Here is an 18,776-nt window from a genome sequence, read left to right as displayed (position 1 = left end):
ATTTCAATACATCAAATGTGTTGGTTTTACGGAAATCCCTCGGTTTCTTACACAACTTCCCTTACATTTCAATACATCAAATGTGTTGGTTTTACGGATGAGCAAGTATTACTACAGAATATTCTAAAGTAATTTCAATACATCAAATGTGTTGGTTTTACCAAGAAAAATAGCGGCTTCTTTTCCTGCAAAAGTTCCCCAATGGCAGACTAACTCAAGGTTCTAAGGCTATTTTTCCAAGCAAACGCCTTTTTAAAAACTACGCTCTTAAAACCTCCCTCCTCTCTTTATTTTCAGGCGTTCGGCACCTTAGCTTGAAAACCCTGCTTGGAAAAATTAAATAATCATAGACTCTGGATCAACCCCTGGATTACCAATACTTTCCTCATGAAAGGAGGACTCTCCCATCGTTTGAATAAATGCCACAAAATCATGCTCTGGATTAATGATCTTTTTCAATTTGTTTTTAAGCTCCAAATAATTGGCTGGGGTTATATGGCCCCGAAACACAGACTTCTGATAATGCTTCAAATATTGCTTGCAAATTTTAAACACCTTGGCCACCCTTTTCTCACCCACATCATAAAACACAATGGCATAATTATAGTTTGCTTTTTTCATTGCTTCTCCTCCATATTGAAGGGGATAAACTCTTTTCCCTCTAGGATATGTTTAATCAGCTTATATCCGTCCAGACGGATCGCCTGTTTAAAACTGCACCGTCGCTTCAAGACAGGATGGTCAAAGGTCTGCTGCAACCGCTCCTCAAAAGCTTCAATAAAGGCCTTCCTCCCGGCATCATTTAATAGCGCATAATTTAGCTTTTTATCAAAATGCTTTTCTACCGTAATTTTCCGGTTATTCACACAATCAAAAATCGTTTTGTACACCAAAATCGGTTTAAACACTTCCGATAGATCAAGACTGAGGGAAAAGCGCCGCTCTGCCGGCTCGTGCAAAAAAGAGATCGTTTGATTCAAGTGAGTATGATAAATTTCCGTAATCGTTTTCGTATAGAGCAAGGTATTCCCAAAGGAGATCAAGGCATTGATCGGATTGTCAGGAGGACGTTTAACCCTTTTATTCATAGCAAATTGCTCCGGTAGGATGGACTTAAAACTCTGATAGAAGCGCGCCCAGATTTCCCCTTCAATCCTGAGTAGCGGCTTAATCGCCCCCACCTTGTCCACCAAGCGAGGGACGTCTGTGCGCAACCAGTCTAGGTACTCCTTCAGCTCACTTTTGCCATGCCGATAATAGTGATACAGCACAAAATACATATTGCGAGCAATCCCTTTCACCAGCGGACCAGCCACCTGAAAGCGATGCTCCCCGTAAGCCCTGGCCTGGGCTACGGTTAGTCGTCCACTCATTAATTGCTCCTTGGGATAAAAGGTGCCGATATAATTTTCATAGTAACCGAAAAAGTGTACCACAACACCCGCTTTTGCCAATAGCTGCAGCAGTTTGGTACTGAGGGTGACGTCATTAAAGCAATACAACTCTCTGGTATCCTTGATCGGCAGATAGAGCTTGCCCCCTTCTTCCTTGCTGAAGGCAATGGAAAAATCTTTCCAAAACAATTCGCCGGTGGAAAAAATATACCGTGTGTCGCTCATCTTCTTCTTCCTTTCCCTGCGAACTCAAATAAAACAATACTCATAATAGGCACATTTCTTGCACATTGCTTTCCTAACTGGTGATGGTGGTGGCGACTCATTCTCTAAAAATTCTTCAATCTGTCGATAAAGGTCCTTTCGTTCCACCACCTCTTCGTCAGTCAGCTCAACGGTGTGTATCGTTTTGTCCTGCTTGTTTTTTTCCAGGCACTCCAAGCGTCCTTTGCGGACAATTCCCTTATCCCGCAAGGTGACCAAGTAAAACTCCAATTGCGCTCTGGCTGCGGCCAGAGCGGCATCCGATTTCTTGATTTCTGTTACATACTCGTCTGTTAGCTTATCCAGCTTAATACCATCCATGGCCACTTCTTCCCGACCCTGCCGTTTCAGCTCGTGAAGCACCTTGCCCACTCTCACATCCTCCGAGTTATCCTCCATGTTCAATCGGTGATAAAATAACCAGCATTGACGTCGGCAATGGACATAGTAATTAACCACGGTTCCCGTCAACATCACCAAATCACCCCTCCGAAATACTTTTCCAAAGTCTTCCGATCCAAAATACCGTCTTCCACGAACTGTTCCCCACCTTCGATAAAGAAATAGCCGCCGAAGGATTCCGCTCCCAGCAGCTTTTTATCGTCGTAAGCGGTAAAGGTAAAATAGGACATCGTAAGGGCTAGGCGGGAAAGCTCCACCTTGCGCTGAGTATAGCTCATTTCCCGATTGCAGCATAACTCCTTGAACTCCTCCCACACCTGATAACCATTCAGCTCTTCCCATTGGTAGGGAATAAACATCTGGTAGGTCGGTTCAATCAGTTCCATCTTCTTCTCAACGTCTTGACAATTCAATTGCACGCAATCCTGATCCAGGTAGGCGATATTTCTACCATTGGCCTTACTGGTCCGAGTCAATAATTCGGCAAAAACCAGCTCGTAAATTTTATCAAAACTTTTCTCCTGTAAACTTTTCCGAATAACAGGATCCATGATGGAATACTGCAGCCGGGCATCACCCCGATAAATGGTCTTTGCATCGTCATAGTCAAAGAAATAGGCAACACCGCCGTCCTTCAGGAGACAGGAGCGGTTAATTCGACCCAGGAATTGTTCCTCCCCATCCGGTAGGGAAATATCCTTAAATCCGATTTCCATATCTATATTAACGCCGGCTTCAATCACCTGAGTGGCAATCAAAATCATCTTTTCCCCTTGCTGGATCCGGTCAATCACCTGTTTTCGCCTGGCTCCGTTATCATCCCCTGTGAGCAAAACGGCGTTGCACTCCTCCTTGCACAGTTCGTAAAAAGCCTGGGCAGTTCTCTTATTGATAAATTCTACCAGCACTCGCCGCCCCTTAAAGGCCAGCACCCTCTCCTTTAATTCCTCTAAGGTAATTTTTTCTTGTCTTTGCTCCAAGAGGGAGAAATCCAGATGCACCCTATCCCGGAAAAGAGGATGCTGGTAATAGCTGCTGGGATCGTCAATCAAGGTAACAAACTGTGCGTCCACCGTTCGGAGCATCTGATCCAGCTGCGGCAGGGTTGCAGACATGATGATAATTTTTATGTGTAGCAGTTTGGCATAGCACTGCAGAAAGCTAATCATTTCTCGCCAAATCCCATTCTTGTAGCTTTGAATTTCGTCCAACACAATCACGCTATGGCAAAGCTTAAGCAAGGGAAAGCATTGGTTCCGCCCGCAGCCAAATAGGGCATTGAAAAAATTGACATGGGAGGTGAGCACGATGGGATAATTATGGAAAAGATGATCGAGCCATGCTTCATCGTAATTTTCCTCTTTCTCATCCTCGCCCATCAACACCGGTGTCAGCGAATTGATTACGGCCAATTGCTTGCCAAAATAAGGTTCCAAGGCTTCTTTGGTCTGCTCCACCAAGGTATTGAAGGGAAATACATACACAATATTCCGAATTTTCGGCTCGACCTCCAACATCCGCAGGGTCAGGTTAATGGCCATATTGGTTTTACCCGCCCCGGTAGGCGCTTCCAGATAATAAATATGCGCCTCGGGCTGGGCTAGCAAATTCTTCTCGGCTTCTAAAAACATCTGAGTGCGCAGTTCGTTGATCGGATCGCCGCTAAAAGAAGTCGGATCCTTTTGATAGCTGCGAATGCTGCGGCAGAGCGTGCTCTCGTCATAGCGTTCCTTCAGCCCAACCCCGCCTTCACCAAGGACAGCAGGTTCCACTGCCTGTCCCGTCATAAATTCCTGGGTAGCACAGTAATCGCAACCGGTAATGAGGGCATACAAGAGGCGACCGAGGATATAGAAGGCTAGCGGCTCGTTCCCCTGGGTTCTTCCATGCAAGGTCTGCTGCATATCGTATTCGATACGATCAAAGGCCTCCGAGTCCAGCTCACTTCGGAAATAGCGTTCATTCCAAAGCCCTAGTTCACTAAAACCCCGGCCATTCCCCAACTTACCATGGTGCCGGCTAATGCAATAGGCAAAGGCAGCTAGGAATTTGCAAACCCCTTCGGAAGGATTTTTTAGTACCACTTTATACATGTGATCAATATACAAGTAAGCACCAGCCAAGCTGTGTTGAGATTTATCGCCCTTATGGTATTGCTTGCAAAAGTATTCATTTTCCAGAATCTTGGCCTGATAAGCAGGATTGATCTTACCCAGATCATGCAGATAAATGGCGTACAAGAACAGCAAATAGACTGTCTGCCCCTCTTCCTTACCAAAACCGCAGGCTTCGATGAGGTCATGGACAACCTTCTCCATGCCCTTTTTTTGGCAATAAACCTTATAATAGTGCAAGGTTAAGCGGGAATGGGCCAGCAACGTTTCCGTCTCCAGCCCATCTTTCCTATCCGCCACCGATTTCCTATGGGTGTGCGCCCAATAATGAGGATCACTCAAAACTGCCGGATCGACCAATTGAATCGTCGTGATACTATCAATAGAAAGCATATTGCCGTTCTCCGTCACTGTACAATTTTTCCGGCAACGCTGGTTCCGGTACTGCCTCGTTGGTAAAAACATACCGGCCGAACTGGTAAAAATGATGTTCTGCCGCTAAAGCCACCGGTGCCGTTTCCACGGACAGGTAGCTCGCATACCCTCTACCCGTCAAAGCTCGCAAGTCTCCATCATAGAGAAACAGCGAATGAATCTGGGTTTGCCGGGAGGGAGCAAGTTCCACCATAGCTACCTCTTCAATCTGAGCCGGGAAGTCGTTGCGTCCCAGATAGGGCAAATAAACGCATTGCCCCGTCAGCACACTTTGGCAGAGTTTGTCCCACAGGGCATCTGGCAAGGTCTGCTGGGCCAGTAGAATCGTCCAGCTGGGATTTTCCAGCCACTGTTCCCGCACCTGCAGGTTCCCGCCCTTTTCCTTGGAGGCATAACCTACACTGTTGTTAAAATACTGGATTTTCTTAGTAAAATAACCATTGGGGGAATTGGGCACCACCGAGGTTCCCAGGGGAGAAAGCAGCTCGTAGAATTCCGGATAAGCCCGCTCCGGTTGATTGTAGAGTTTGGCGTTGCGGTAGCCGCTCAACCCCAAAATCGCTCCTAACAAACCCAGCAAGGCCACCCGATGGATATTGTTGTACGTAAAATAAACCTGGGCATTCACATCCGGCTGGCGGAAGCATGCAGCTGGCCCAGAAAGGGTAAAGCGCAAGCTCTTCATAGCGGATCCCCCTTAATAAATGGATTGAACGCTAGCAGCCAGCTCACCGCACTCCACTGCAACCGTCGCTTGATTGATATAAAGCTCAATGTTGTCGATTTCATCCTGATGCGGCTTCAGCACCTCACCCAAGCGGTTCAAATCGTAGAGAACCTTCTCGTCTTGCTTGTGCACTGTTACATACCGATCCAGATTGGCCAAAAAGAGCCGACTACCTTTCTTGAGTTCAATAAAAAGGGCCAATTCATTTTCGCAGCCACTTTTGGAGTTGGTATTAAAAGCTGTTGTAGCCACCCTCGCCGCCCATTTGAATTTTTCGTAAGCCTCCTCGGTGTAACCCTCGAACCCGTCGGCCAGCCCTAGGAAATCGTCGTAATTTGCCGGATTAACGGAAAAACCATAGACATAGTGAGCTTCATCCGTGATAATCTTGCTTCCCATTGAAGAAGCCAGCTTGTTTTCGCTCTTTGGGTTAGAATTACGAAAAGGGGAGAGGATGTCCTGGGTCAGCACACGGGTCTGGGCAAAGCGGTTGTGCCCCTGATTGATCTGCACCACCCCGGTAATGCTGATATTCTGCTTTTTCTCGGCAAAGGTGGCACCAAAATTCATCACATCAATGGCTGAAAACAGCTTGCACAGCACTTCGTTAGAGGAAGTTTTCTCATTCAAATCTCCAAAGAGGTGGGTATACCGCTGATTCAGATCCCTGGGCTGGATTTTCTCGCCCTCTTCTTTATCTTTCATGCTTTGAAAACTTTTAATGTAAAGCACCTTTTCTCCCTCAGCCTGCCACATACGCTTCATGGGATATTTCAAAGCCTTGTCGCTGCCAAATATTTTGTTGCCAGCGGTGGTTTTAGGGTAACCAGACAGATCCGCATTGAAATTGGCCATATAGGCACCCACTGCTAGAACGCCATAGACACGATTGGTTTTTTTCATAGCAAGCAGCCTCCTTCGCTTTATTCTTTAGCTGGGGTTTCCTTTTCTTCCTTGTAATAAATAATGTTGCTGACGGCAAAGCCGTAGAACAGTGCATCTAAATTGATTGGTTCCTCTTCTACCGGTTCATAGGAGGTAACCACGCAGAGGAGATGATTAAAGCGTGGATTGCTGAGGTCAATTTCGTGACCGTATTTTTTGAAGTGTTTGAAATTCTCTCGCTTGACTTCCTCCACATTGCTAGCAGCAACAACAGCTCGCCACAACACATCGTAGTGCAGCTTTTGTGCCGCGCTTTTGCTAAAATAGTAATAAAACAGTTGCCCCACCGCCAGATAAAACTCTACCGAGCTTTGGCAGACAATATGCTCCTTCCTATTTTCAGTATGAAGTACCCGCTCTTTTAACTGTTCGTAGGTGCTTACGATGGTTTCCGCCATGTCGTTATCCCCCTCATTAAAATATTGCAAAAGTGCCAAACGGACATTCAGGGCTTGGGCCAATGCAGGAATATACTTCAGATTTTGCAGACGGGCCAGGAGTACGCCCATGGTAATGCGATCCACAGCACCTTTGCTTTTCAGGGGAAACTCATTCCCCTTCCGCAGCCAAGCGTGCATAGCAGTTCGTGACATCATCACCTGAGTGGCTAGGGCATGGGAAAGGTAATCGCTCACCTTGAGTCTGTCCTCATCATAATTGCGCACCAACTGCCCCCCATAGAGGTAAGTATTGATATGGGCTTCCACAACACTCCGTTTGTTCAGCCGATTCCCCGGATAATCGGACACATCCAGATAGTTTCTAAAGTCAATCGGTTTATCCATTTGATCCCGGAAATTGGGCAAAAAATCATAGTCATCAATGGTGAGTCCCATACCTCGGACAAAGTGAACATAGGCCGCTGGTTTGCGGGCCTGCATCTCGGTGGCGGTGTTGAGTAGTCCCGGAAGATGTTTTCCCACCGGGATATAACCGGCATACAGGGACTTCCCTTCCCGTTCCTGCCCATCCAGCCACAAAAAAAGTTTGCGCAGCAAAACCCCTTCTTCCGCGGTAATCCGATATGACACCTTGAAGGCCGTTGTCTTGTGCTCTAGGTAAGGCTTCTTAGCATTCAGACCCATATTGGCATTGGACAATCCCAAAACCTGATCGCCGCTTTCCAAATTATAACTGTTGCTGTTAAATATTTTAGGCAATAGATAGCGTCCGCTCTCGTAGGAATAAGCGTCCAGCGGTGCTGCCAAATAAAGCTTGATATAGCAGTTATCGTTTTCCTTGAGCTCCTTCTTCTCCTCTTTCTGTCGCAGCCGTTCCCTTATTTCGGGCAGAGCAGCCAAAAAGCACTCTTTACTTTGCATCACTGCTTCTGCCGACAGCGGTTCGTACTGGCTAGCCCGCAGAATATCAGCACTCTTTTGATCTGGGCTGCTTAACAGTGCCTCAAAGTAGCGGTTAATGTGCCCTACTAGTTGAGGATGAAGTTCACCTTGCTGAAAAAAAGTTTCCCGTTTGAGGAACAGGGTAAAATAATTATTGCTATGAATCTGCTTCTTTGGATCGACCGGCTTGTTCATCTCAATTAGGCTGCTGGCGAAATCGGCTTGTTTAAACCAATCCAGCAGGGGATCATTTTCCGGCAAGATGGTTTTTTTGGTAAGGTGGAGTTCATCCATAGTACCGTCCTCATGCAAGCGGAAATAAATCCCTGGTTTAAGACGGTAGTTATGCACCACCAGTGTATCGGGATCAAACTCTGGATACTGTAGCTGATGACTAATAAACTCGTTCAACATATCTTTCAGCATGTTCTCACCTCCCTATACTCCCAGCAATGCAGTAGCCAAATCCTAATGTGTTTTTTTCCAGAAGACCTTCTCCCAGCACAGTAAAGGCTAGCTGCTGTGCCCAGGGATGGGGCTTTATGCTTAAATGAAGCTTGTGTCCCAGTAGGGTTGTCCCCTTGCGCTTGTAATCAATTTTGATTGGTTTGTGATTCTTCATTTGAATATGCTCAAAAAAGAAGTCCTCTCCCTTCGGCATGGCAAAGGCAAGATCAAGTTTTTTGCACTTTTTCAAGGCATTACCCTGCAAACGCTCTGCTAACAGGGGCAACCCGTTTTCCGGTAGCCAACAGCGATTGTCCACTGTACATACCACTGGCGTTAGGGTGGTTAGTTCACTTATCAATCTTTTTTCATAATTTTTTAATTCTACGCTCACTACCTTAGCCAAACCCTTGGCCTGCGGTAAACACTGCCGGAAGGCCAGTGCCAGTTTCAAGTTGGTGGTACGCAGATGGAAGCAGTACAATCTGCCCCTACGGTAAAGCCGATCTGGCTCCAAAGGATACGGCAAGCAAAAGGTATATTGCTTAAATTCGTTCCGATGGTGTAGTTCTTTGAGTTCAGCATTAAAAAGCATACTGCTGTTAACTAGTTCTGATAGAGCCGATTGCACTTCGACTACAGGGATATCCTCGTGCAATTGTAGAGTGACTAGAATTTCGTAGTAGCAATTCATGTAGATTCACCCCCTTTTTATTCATCATTGTTTATATATGTATCATATTTTTGTTTTTAATCCTACTACCCCTCAAATCCATTGTCAACTCCAAATATACTATCAAAAATAAAAAAGCCAGAAATATTTGTAACCAAATCAAGTATTGCCTTTTGACTGTTTTGGAGATATTATCAGTGAGTACCCTACATTACCAAGTCGTTTAAATAAACTAATGTATTGAAATTTGTTTATATATGGTTATATTCCAAATTTTTGCAACCGTCACATGTCATGTTGTTCTTCCTAATTCTAAAAACCGATAACATAGCTTTGTTTAAACGACAAAACAGCACTTGTCCTTAACTTGGATAAGTGCTGTCCCATATGTAAGCATTTTTCCTAAAAAAATCCTTGACTTTGCAACAATGGACAAGTATCCTTAATTAAATTACATACGACAAGCTGATAAATATGATCGTAATTTGGGCCTGCCTCCCTCTGTTTTGCTTAGTCTTTTTTTAGGACATTTATTAATTTCTCGTTGTTATATATGGTTAAATAAATAATTGCCCTTTGGTGGCGAGGAGACGTAACTCTCACACAAGGGATGTTTAGATAGATCTGTCGGTTATTTTTAATCAATTGACTCAGGTATATTGTAACCGCTAGACCTCAAAATACTCAGAAAAGGGGGGTGTTATTATCGGCATTTTTAAAAAACTGACTGGCTGGCAAATAATTATAGTCTGCGTTGCAATTGTCGGGTTAGCTTGTTTTGCGATCCGAGAGGGAGCGAAAATAACTGTCCACGGCGGTTTTTCAATCGAAAGTCACGATGGAAAAATTAGTAATAATTAAGTTGCTACTGCCGCCCTTTGAGCATTCCAGGTTTTAGAGCCACTTCAATAGTGCCCCTAAAACCTGGAATATTTATCCCTTATTTTTTACTTTTCTGCAGATGAGCAAAACTCGTTCCCTAAAGAACCTCTGCCATTTTGTCATTCGGACGAATTCGTAGCGTGTAGCCGGAATTGGGCTGGGACTCGGCAAGCATTTCAATACATCATATGTTTTGGTTTCACGACGTTAGGGTTATTAAAAGCAATCAGGACATTCGAATTTCAATACATCATATGTTTTGGTTTCACCGTGCTGGCAGGGTTGGTCACCAAGACGGAGGCGAGATTTCAATACATCATATGTTTTGGTTTCACAGCGGGAGTCTGCTGGGTAAAAGAATCCATGAGCAGATTTCAATACATCATATGTTTTGGTTTCACCCACCAAAAATAGTGACCTGAACCCTTGGAATTGTATTTCAATACATCATATGTTTTGGTTTCACACAATCAACAATCTTGTGTTGATTATAGTCTAACGTTATTTCAATACATCATATGTTTTGGTTTCACCTGCTACCGCGTTGGCTAACCAGTAATCAGTACTGCATTTCAATACATCATATGTTTTGGTTTCACATATTTACTGGTACATCACCATACACATATTTACTCATTTCAATACATCATATGTTTTGGTTTCACAGGTATTGATATTTTCCTGCCAATCTTCAAAGGCAGATTTCAATACATCATATGTTTTGGTTTCACTAGTGGAAGTAGAACTGAATATATCAAATTTAAAATATTTCAATACATCATATGTTTTGGTTTCACCTTGCTCCAGATGGACGTAAACAGGCGTTTACTAAATTTCAATACATCATATGTTTTGGTTTCACATCAATATTTATTGCACATTAATACCAATCATAGAGATTTCAATACATCATATGTTTTGGTTTCACCCTTATAAATATTATATTTTTAATCTAATTATTTCTATTTCAATACATCATATGTTTTGGTTTCACGATGTATTTGCCATAGATAACACCATCCTTAGATTTATTTCAATACATCATATGTTTTGGTTTCACATGTTTTTTGAATTAGAAATGGCTAGACTACACTCTATTTCAATACATCATATGTTTTGGTTTCACATTTGCTAATGATGCGGTTGCCCCCGCAAGAGATAAATTTCAATACATCATATGTTTTGGTTTCACAGTAGTTATGGTGGAGTTTATGAGTTTATTGGATATTATTTCAATACATCATATGTTTTGGTTTCACCTAGAAAAATAGCGGCTTTTTTTCTTGCAAAAGTTTCCCAATGGTAGGCTAATTCAAGGTTCTAAGGTTATTTTTCCAGGCGAACGCCTTTTTTAAAACTGCGCTTTCAAAACCTCCTTCTTCTCTTTATTTTCAAGCGTTCGACGCCCTAATTTGAAAAACCTGCTTGGAAAAATCAAATAGTCATTGATATTATCAAAGCCCTAATTTGATCCCTCCTTTCAATGATTTGTTCAAACAACAAAACAGCACCTATCAGTGATAAGTGCTGTGCTGTTTTGTTTAGTGTAAGCATAATGATCAATCTGTTCATCTCTAAAAAACTTCTGCCCATTTTATCAATGGCAGTTCAAAGCAATTGGCAAAATCCTGGGCATTGGGGCGAATGCGCAGGGTATAGCCGGAAGTGCCTTGCATTAAATATATTTTGGTACCATACTGATACCTATTATCACCGCTCTCCTGGACAAGCTCCAGCGGCATCAACATCTTTCGAGCCAGACCGTGGTCACTCACTTTACCGTACACAATTTCGAGAATAATATCCTGTGGTTTAACAGCGCCCAAGAATACTTCTGCCCGAACTAACAGTTCTGAACCAACCTTGAGTGATTGGGGTTGTTCCACCTGAATGGAACAAAACTGAATCTGATGCCAATGTTCCGTCAGGAATTTTTTGTATTGTTCAACCTCGGTGGCCAATTGGCATTGCTGGGTGGTGAATTTATCGCCCCGCAAGGCAGCGTTTATGTAAAATCTTTGGGTATACTCTTTGACCATTCGCTCGGTACTGAACTGCCAGGGTATGGTAGCAAGGCAATCCTTCATGTAGCGAACCCATTCCCGCGGACTCCCATCCACTCTACGGTAGTAATAAGGAATGATAATTTGCTCTAGTAAATCAAATAACGAACTAGCATCTTCCTGATCCTGCAGTTCATCATTTTGATAATCCTTTTCCGTACCAATGGCAAAACCATTCTCCCCATCATAGGCTTCGGGCCACCAACCATCCAAAACACTACAGTTAATCACACCATTGACGGCTGCTTTCTGACCACTGGTGCCACTGGCCTCCAACGGTCGGCGAGGGGTATTTAACCATACATCTACACCCTGCAGCAAGTGGCGAGATACATTAATATCATAGTCCTCCACAAAGACGATTTTGCTGCGAAATTCTTCTTCCTTGCTTAGATCATTAATCATTTTGATAAGCTCTTGTCCAGGGTGGTCCGCCGGGTGCGCCTTACCGGCAAAAATAATTTGTACCGGTCTTTCCGGGTCATTAATAAGTCGAGACAACCTCTCTTTATCCTGTAAAAGCAGGTTGGCTCTTTTATACGTGGCAAAGCGCCGGGCAAAACCAATGGTTAGTACATTTTTACTGAGATAACCGGCACATTCCCGAATTAATTCTAACGGTTGGAAATTACGTTCCATGCGTCGGTAAATGTTATTCTGCACAAAGGTAATCATACGTTCCTTTAGTATTTGGTGCGTTTTCCACAGTTCTTCATCTGGAATTTGATAAACTCGCCGCCACTTTTTTTGATCAGAAATATTTTCTGTCCAATCGAGCCCGATATATTTTTCAAAGAGGTTTCTCATCTCCGGAGCCACCCAGGTTTCGGTATGAACTCCATTGGTCACATAATCAATGGGCATTTCCTCCAGGGGAATGCCTGGATACAAGTGCTGAAACATTTTTTTACTGACCTCACCGTGCAGCTTACTCACCCCGTTGGTAAAAGCTGCATGATTAAGGGCCAGCCGAGTCATATTAAAGCCCTGCCGCTCCTGATCCCAGCCCAGTGCCATCAGGGGCTCACGGCCTGTTTGCATTTCCTCATATAAATAGCCCAGGTAATGGTCAATCATTTCACCACTAAAAACATCATGCCCGGCGGGCACCGGTGTATGGGTGGTGAAAATCGTGTTAGCTCGCACTGCTTCCCTGGCGGTGTTAAAGGGTACGCCCTGGTGGATCAATTCTCTGACACGCTCCAGAATAATAAAGGCGGCATGCCCTTCATTAATGTGCCAGGCAGTGGGGGAAATTCCCAGCTCCCGCAAAGCCTTGGTCCCGCCAATGCCTAAAATAATCTCCTGACTGATACGATTGTTTTGAGCCCCACCATACAGTTTAGAGGTAAGGAGGCGATCTTCCCTGCTGTTCCGATTTAAATCCGTATCTAAAAAGTAGATAATAATCCGACCCACCTGCAGTTCCCAAACCTTAACAAAAACATCCCGACCAGGTAAGCGAACGGTAACTATCACTTCTCCCCCGTCTGACCGGTGGGCCGGAGTTACCGTCATTTCGTTAAAGTCCATAAAGTTATAATGGGCTTCCTGCCAACCATCCTTATTAATTCGCTGACAAAAATATCCCTGTTTATACAGAATACCAACACCCACAAAGGGTACCCCTAAGTCGCTGGCTGATTTGCAATGATCTCCGGCCAGTAAGCCCAGACCACCGCTATAGACCGGATTAGATTCATGGACACCGAATTCAGCTGAAAAATAAGCAACTAATTGATTAGCACTATTCGGATAGGTTCTCTGAAACCAGGTCTCCCCGCCCAGATAGTGATCCAGATCAGCCATTACTTGGTGGTACATTTCAAGATACTGGGGGTCTGCCGCAGCCTGATTCAATTTGTCGTTATCCACATAAAGTAATTGTTTAATCGGATTATGGTTAACCTCTTCCCACAGCAAGGAATCTAGCTTGCTATATAGCAGTTGGGCCTGGGGATGCCAGCTAAACCAGAGGTTTCTGGCCAGCTCACTTAACCGATTGATGGACTCCGGCAATTCAGGAATAACGGATATGGTACGGTACGGATACATCTTGCCCCTCCTTTAAATCTAAAAATCAACGCTGCGGAATATTGTTTGAATTTGCCTACGATTCTAACACTTTTCGACAAATAATGGAAGATAAGCCTCATAAGAATAAAAACTTCTGACTCCCCTTTACCTCCCGGCAGCTTTTGTAAGTGCTGCCAGCCTATTCTCTATTTCCGGTGTCAAGGCACCTGAACGAAAACGCCACTGCCAGTTGTTGTCCCCAACAGTACCAGGGTAATTCATGCGGGCCTCGCTTCCTAGTTCGAGCACATCCTGCAGCGGAATAATGGCTGTGTTGGAGTTGCTATGACTGGCCACCTTAATCAGCTGCCAACAGATGTCCTTTTCCACTCTTGCTGGTTCCAACTGCAAATAGGTCGCTAAAAACTCCTTATCTGCCGACATAAGTTTCTGATACCAGCCCAAGGTGGTATCGTTATCGTGAGTGCCGGTATAGACTACCGAATTAGGCTCATAATGTTCCGGCAAGAATTTCTCTTTTTCTCCCTGATGCAAGTTAAAGTGGAGAATTTTCATCCCGGGGAATTGAAACTGTTCTTTTAAAGCCACTACTTCAGGTGTAATAACGCCTAAATCCTCTGCTATCACCGGGATATTGCCCAGGTATTGAATGATCGTGGAAAAAAACTTTTCTCCCGGGCCCTTAACCCAGCGACCGTTAATGGCTGTTGTTTCTCCGGCAGGGATCTCCCAGTAGGCTGCAAAGCCTCGGAAATGGTCAATCCGAACGATATCTACTGTTTGCAGCAAAAGCTGGAATCGTTCTCTCCACCAACGATAGTGATCCTTTTCCATCTCCCGCCACTTGTAATGGGGGTTGCCCCAAAGCTGCCCTGTTGGGCTAAAGTAATCTGGTGGCACACCCGCCACTTTAATTGGCTTACCTCTTTCGTCTAATTCAAATAACTGCGGGTTGACCCAGGCATCACTGCTGTCGTAAGAAACAAAAATTGGCAGATCACCAATGATGCGGATGCCACGGTTATTCGCATAACCTTTCAGTGCCATCCACTGGTTAAAGAAGGTGAACTGCAAAAAACTTTGGTATTGAATTTCTTCCTCAAACAGCCTGCGGCTCTCCGCCATGGACTTACTCTGGCGAAGAGCCAAGGGGGCATCCCACTCATTCCAGGGGAGGCCATGAAAATGCTGCTTGAGAGCCATAAACAAAGCATAATCCGCCAGCCAATGACTAGCTTTTAGAAAGGCTTGGTACGCTGCACTGGGTTGACACTTCTTAAACCTACGATAGGCCTGCCGAAAAAGTCTTTCTTTATACTGCCTAACCTTTGCAAACTCCACCCTATCTTGGTTAAAGGAAGGTATTGCCGCCAGTTCTTCCTGGGTTAAGAGTCCTTGTTCCTGGAGCTGGTCCAGGCTTATAAGTAAGGGATTACCTGCAAAGGCGGAATAACACTGAAAGGGAGATTCTCCGTAACCGGGTAGGTTCAGAGGCAGTATTTGCCAAAGTTTTTGCCCACTTCTGGTAAGGAAATCCACAAACTTATAGGCTTCCTGTCCCAAATCTCCGCTACCGAAACGGGAAGGTAATGAGGTAGGGTGAAGAAGTATGCCACTTTTCCTGTTGAAAATCATTTTATCCCTCTTCTAGTAACAATTTTCCGGTCAGCGGCCCGAGGGAGAGTTGCAGCAAACCATCCTCAACCCGCCAGCGCTCACCTTCCTCTAATAGGTTTACCAAAGTACCACTACACCACTGCCCAACATTGATGGACAAGGTGACTTCCTTCCTTACATCAGCATTAATGACGATAAGCAAAGTACCACTTTTTTTGTTCCTGCCAAAGACATCTTTTCCTTTTTCTATCTTTCTACCGTATCCATATACTTGCCCTCGCACAAGCAAAGGGCGCCATTGTCCTGTCTTGAGGGCATCATGTCGGTGTCTTAGCGCAATAATCTTTTTATACCAGGCTAGCAGATCTTGATTTTCCTCTCCCCAGGGGTAGGCTCTACGATTTAAAGGGTCTTTATAGCCTTGCAGCCCCACCTCGTCACCATAGTAAATACAAGGAACCCCTGGGAAGGTCATCTGGATTAGGGACAGTAGTTTAAGTCTGGCAATGCCGAGTTTTGTTTGTTCCGGCGTTAGCTGATAACCTTCTTGTTCTTCTCGACTTAGGGTTTCTGTCGACGGCGCACCACTAAGCAGGGTAAGTGCCCGCTCCACATCGTGGGTGCCAATGATATTCATAGTGGAGTAGAAATGCTCCAACGGATAATTTTCATAGAGTTTCATTAACTGGCGGTGGATCTCCTGGGCACCTTGGCGACCAGTCAAAAAGTCCAGCCAAAGACTGCGGAAGGGGTAATTCATCACCGAATCTAGTTCTTCTCCCAGCAGGTATTCCCGCTGTTCACTATAGCTTACCTTATTGGAGGCATCCTCCCACACCTCCCCAATAAGCACCGACTCTGGGTCTGCTTGTTTCATAGCAGTACGAATCTTCTTAATAAATGTTCCTGGTAACTCATCTGCCACATCCAAACGCCAACCTTTGGCCCCCAGCTTCATCCAATAGTTGATGACACTATCTTCTCCGGTGATAATAAATTCCTGATAGGAAGGATCTTCCTCATTAACATTGGGCAGTGTTTCAACATCCCACCAACAATCATATTGTTGTGGCCAATCTGCAAAACGGTACCACGGGTAATAAGGAGAATCCTTGGCTTGATAGGCCCCTATAGAGGGATAATGATTCTCCCGATTAAAATACACACTATCACTGCCGGTATGGCTGAACACACCATCCAAAATAATGGAGATACCCGCTGCCTTAGCTTGGCTACAAAGCTCCTTGAACAATTCGTTATCGCCAAACATCGGGTCTATCTTTTTATAGTCACCCGTATCATACTTGTGATTACTGGCGGCCTCAAAAATCGGGTTAAAATAAATAACCGTTACACCCAGTTCTTTTAAGTAGGGCAGCTTTTTTAACACACCGTATAAATTACCGCCAAAAACATCGTAGCAAACTGTCTTGCCGGTTACCGGATCATGACCGTAACGGGGCGTGGCTTGCCAATTCGGATACACCACACAGTGTGGTTTGAGATTGAGAATTTTTCCCTCTTCATAACCATTACAAAAGCGATCTACGAAGATCTGATACATTACCGCATCCTTAAACCAGTGAGGAGTAGCCGCCGTGGGCTGATATACCGTCACTTGGTAGGATGGCGGTTCCTGCTTGTAAACCTGGCCAATACCAGCCCATTGCTCGGAATTATTGCCATAGTAAAGGGTTTCCCCCCCTTGGATCACCAGGAAATAATACCACAGCAACCCCGGCCTCTCCGGTGCCTCAAATCTGACACGATACAGCCGCCGATTCCCACTGCTTTCTGCTGCCACCATCGGTATTTTTTCTTCCTGGCTACCATATTTCCAAAGACGCAGAAAAACACGCTCCGGCTGAATTAGGCTGTTTATGGCCAAAACCAACTCGATCCTTTTGCCGCAGGGGATCGCCCCGAAGGGGTTACGAAAAAACTGATCCTGTGAATCATGAAAAAGCACTGTCTGGTTCAAACTAATCATCCTTTTTTAATCCCAGTTCCCTATATAAGTCTTGATATTTTTGAGCAGATTTATACCAACTGAAATCAGCTTTCATAGCATTCTTTACCAGCTTTGACCAGGTAGTCCTCTGCTGATAAAGGGAAACCGCTTCTTTTAGAACATGTAAAAGATCATGGGCATTGTAGTTGGTGAAGGTAAAGCCATTGCCTTCACCGGTATGTTCATTATAGGGCTGAACCGTATCCCTTAAGCCACCGGTTTCTCTGACCACAGGTAAAGAACCATAGCGCAAGGCGATCAGTTGCCCCAAACCGCAGGGTTCGTAAAGGGAGGGCATTAAAAAGAGATCGGACCCGGCATAAATATGGTGCGCCAGCCGGTTATCAAAGAACAGGTTGGCCGATACTTTATCCGGATATTTGTCGGCAACATAACGGAAAAGCTCTTCATAACGAGGTTCACCGGTACCCAACACCACCAACTGCACATCCAAGCTCAGGAGTTCTTCCCAAATATGGGCAATTAAATCCAATCCCTTTTGGCTAGCCAGCCTGGAGACCAAGCCGATTAACGGCACATCCTTTCTTACTGGCAAGGACAATTTTCTTTGCAATTCCTCTTTATTCAACCGCTTACGAGCCGGTTTTTTCCAATTATAAGGCTCACAAATATGGGGATCCTCAGCAGGATTATAAATTTTCATATCAATGCCGTTTAAAATTCCCTGTAGTACATCTTTACGCTGCCGTAACAGTCCGTCTAACCTGGCGCCGAAGAAAGGATACTGAATTTCCTGGGCATAACTCTCACTAACCGTGGTCAACAGATCGGCAAAATTGATGCCACCCTTGATAAAGCTAACCTGCCCATTAAATTCTACCCCATCCCAGGTAAAGTAACGTTCTGGTAAGCCTAGCACATCCTCTAAGAATTCAGGGGGAAATAATCCCTGGTACTCCAAATTATGAATGGTAAAGACCGTGTGTATCCCTTGATAGGTAGGGTGTGCGCCATAGAAGGCTTTGAGAAACACACTAATCATACCGGTATGCCAATCGTGGCAATGAATAATCCGTGGGCTAAAATCCAAGTGAGGCAGGGCTTCTAATACTGCCCGACAAAAAAAGGCAAAACGTTCCCCTTCATCTGGAAAGCCATAAATACCCGGTCTTTTAAAATAGTATTCGTTATCGATAAAATAAAAGGGTACCCCTTCATACTCTAAACACTGCACACCCCCGTACAGCTGACGCCAACTCAGGGGAACAGTAAAATCACAGCAGTGGGTCATCTCTATTTTAAAATGTTCGGGTATGTCACCATATTTAGGCAGCATGACCCGGACGTCCAAACCCAATTTTTTCAATTCCTGGGGCAACGAACCAATCACATCTGCTAAACCACCGGTTTTTACAAAGGGCACCCCTTCGGCAGCCACCAACAAAATGGTCATACCTTTCC

Annotated in this window: 12 protein-coding genes and 1 CRISPR repeat array; all 12 genes read right to left on the bottom strand. The window is 44.7% G+C overall.

Translation table 11 applies throughout. The features are described from left to right. Window positions 1-336: 336 nt before the first annotated feature. The gene (gene cas2, locus BUA78_RS01545) at window positions 337-621 is read right to left on the bottom strand and encodes a CRISPR-associated endonuclease Cas2 (protein WP_072910529.1); all 285 of its coding nucleotides are present in this window, start codon (window positions 619-621) and stop codon (window positions 337-339) included. Then, the gene (cas1b, locus tag BUA78_RS01540; RefSeq protein WP_072910528.1) at window positions 618-1,619 is read right to left on the bottom strand and encodes a type I-B CRISPR-associated endonuclease Cas1b; all 1,002 of its coding nucleotides are present in this window, start codon (window positions 1,617-1,619) and stop codon (window positions 618-620) included. Before cas1b ends, cas2 begins: the two co-directional genes overlap by 4 nt. Window positions 1,620-1,643: 24 nt before the next feature. After that, the gene (locus tag BUA78_RS01535) at window positions 1,644-2,132 is read right to left on the bottom strand and encodes a CRISPR-associated protein Cas4 (protein WP_084082265.1); all 489 of its coding nucleotides are present in this window, start codon (window positions 2,130-2,132) and stop codon (window positions 1,644-1,646) included. Beyond that, on the bottom strand, window positions 2,132-4,567 hold the full coding sequence (locus BUA78_RS01530) for a CRISPR-associated helicase/endonuclease Cas3 (protein ID WP_072910527.1): 2,436 nt from the start codon (window positions 4,565-4,567) through the stop codon (window positions 2,132-2,134). Before BUA78_RS01530 ends, BUA78_RS01535 begins: the two co-directional genes overlap by 1 nt. Then, on the bottom strand, window positions 4,554-5,294 hold the full coding sequence (gene cas5b / locus BUA78_RS01525; RefSeq protein ID WP_072910526.1) for a type I-B CRISPR-associated protein Cas5b: 741 nt from the start codon (window positions 5,292-5,294) through the stop codon (window positions 4,554-4,556). The genes BUA78_RS01530 and cas5b overlap by 14 nt, the downstream gene beginning before the upstream one ends. Window positions 5,295-5,306: 12 nt before the next feature. Further along, the gene (locus tag BUA78_RS01520; RefSeq protein WP_072910525.1) at window positions 5,307-6,239 is read right to left on the bottom strand and encodes a type I CRISPR-associated protein Cas7; all 933 of its coding nucleotides are present in this window, start codon (window positions 6,237-6,239) and stop codon (window positions 5,307-5,309) included. Between the two features lie 20 nt (window positions 6,240-6,259). Further along, complete coding sequence (locus BUA78_RS01515) at window positions 6,260-8,050, bottom strand: hypothetical protein (protein WP_072910524.1); 1,791 nt, start codon at window positions 8,048-8,050, stop codon at window positions 6,260-6,262. A gap of 4 nt (window positions 8,051-8,054) precedes the next feature. Continuing rightward, on the bottom strand, window positions 8,055-8,765 hold the full coding sequence (locus tag BUA78_RS01510; protein ID WP_072910523.1) for a CRISPR-associated endoribonuclease Cas6: 711 nt from the start codon (window positions 8,763-8,765) through the stop codon (window positions 8,055-8,057). Window positions 8,766-9,799: 1,034 nt separating this feature from the next. Next, a CRISPR array of direct repeats spans window positions 9,800-10,885; the repeat unit is 30 nt; unit sequence ATTTCAATACATCATATGTTTTGGTTTCAC. A 315-nt stretch (window positions 10,886-11,200) separates the two neighbouring features. Next, window positions 11,201-13,744 (bottom strand): alpha-glucan family phosphorylase, encoded by a 2,544-nt coding sequence (gene glgP / locus BUA78_RS01505; protein WP_072910522.1) that lies wholly within the window; start codon window positions 13,742-13,744, stop codon window positions 11,201-11,203. A 126-nt stretch (window positions 13,745-13,870) separates the two neighbouring features. Beyond that, a complete protein-coding gene (gene malQ, locus BUA78_RS01500) occupies window positions 13,871-15,361 on the bottom strand; it encodes a 4-alpha-glucanotransferase (RefSeq protein ID WP_072910521.1) in 1,491 nt (496 codons plus the stop codon). Window position 15,362: 1 nt separating this feature from the next. After that, on the bottom strand, window positions 15,363-17,333 hold the full coding sequence (locus BUA78_RS01495) for a glycoside hydrolase family 13 protein (protein ID WP_207650475.1): 1,971 nt from the start codon (window positions 17,331-17,333) through the stop codon (window positions 15,363-15,365). Continuing rightward, window positions 17,326-18,768, bottom strand: a complete 1,443-nt coding sequence (gene glgA / locus BUA78_RS01490) for a glycogen synthase GlgA (protein ID WP_072910519.1) — start codon at window positions 18,766-18,768, stop codon at window positions 17,326-17,328. The genes BUA78_RS01495 and glgA overlap by 8 nt, the downstream gene beginning before the upstream one ends. Between the last annotated feature and the right edge of the window lie 8 nt (window positions 18,769-18,776).

It is taken from the genome of Desulforamulus aeronauticus DSM 10349 (assembly GCF_900142375.1).
Classification (GTDB): domain Bacteria; phylum Bacillota; class Desulfotomaculia; order Desulfotomaculales; family Desulfotomaculaceae; genus Desulfotomaculum; species Desulfotomaculum aeronauticum.
Note: the sequence above shows the minus strand (reverse complement) of the source record. Positions and strands in the feature narration are given on the sequence as shown.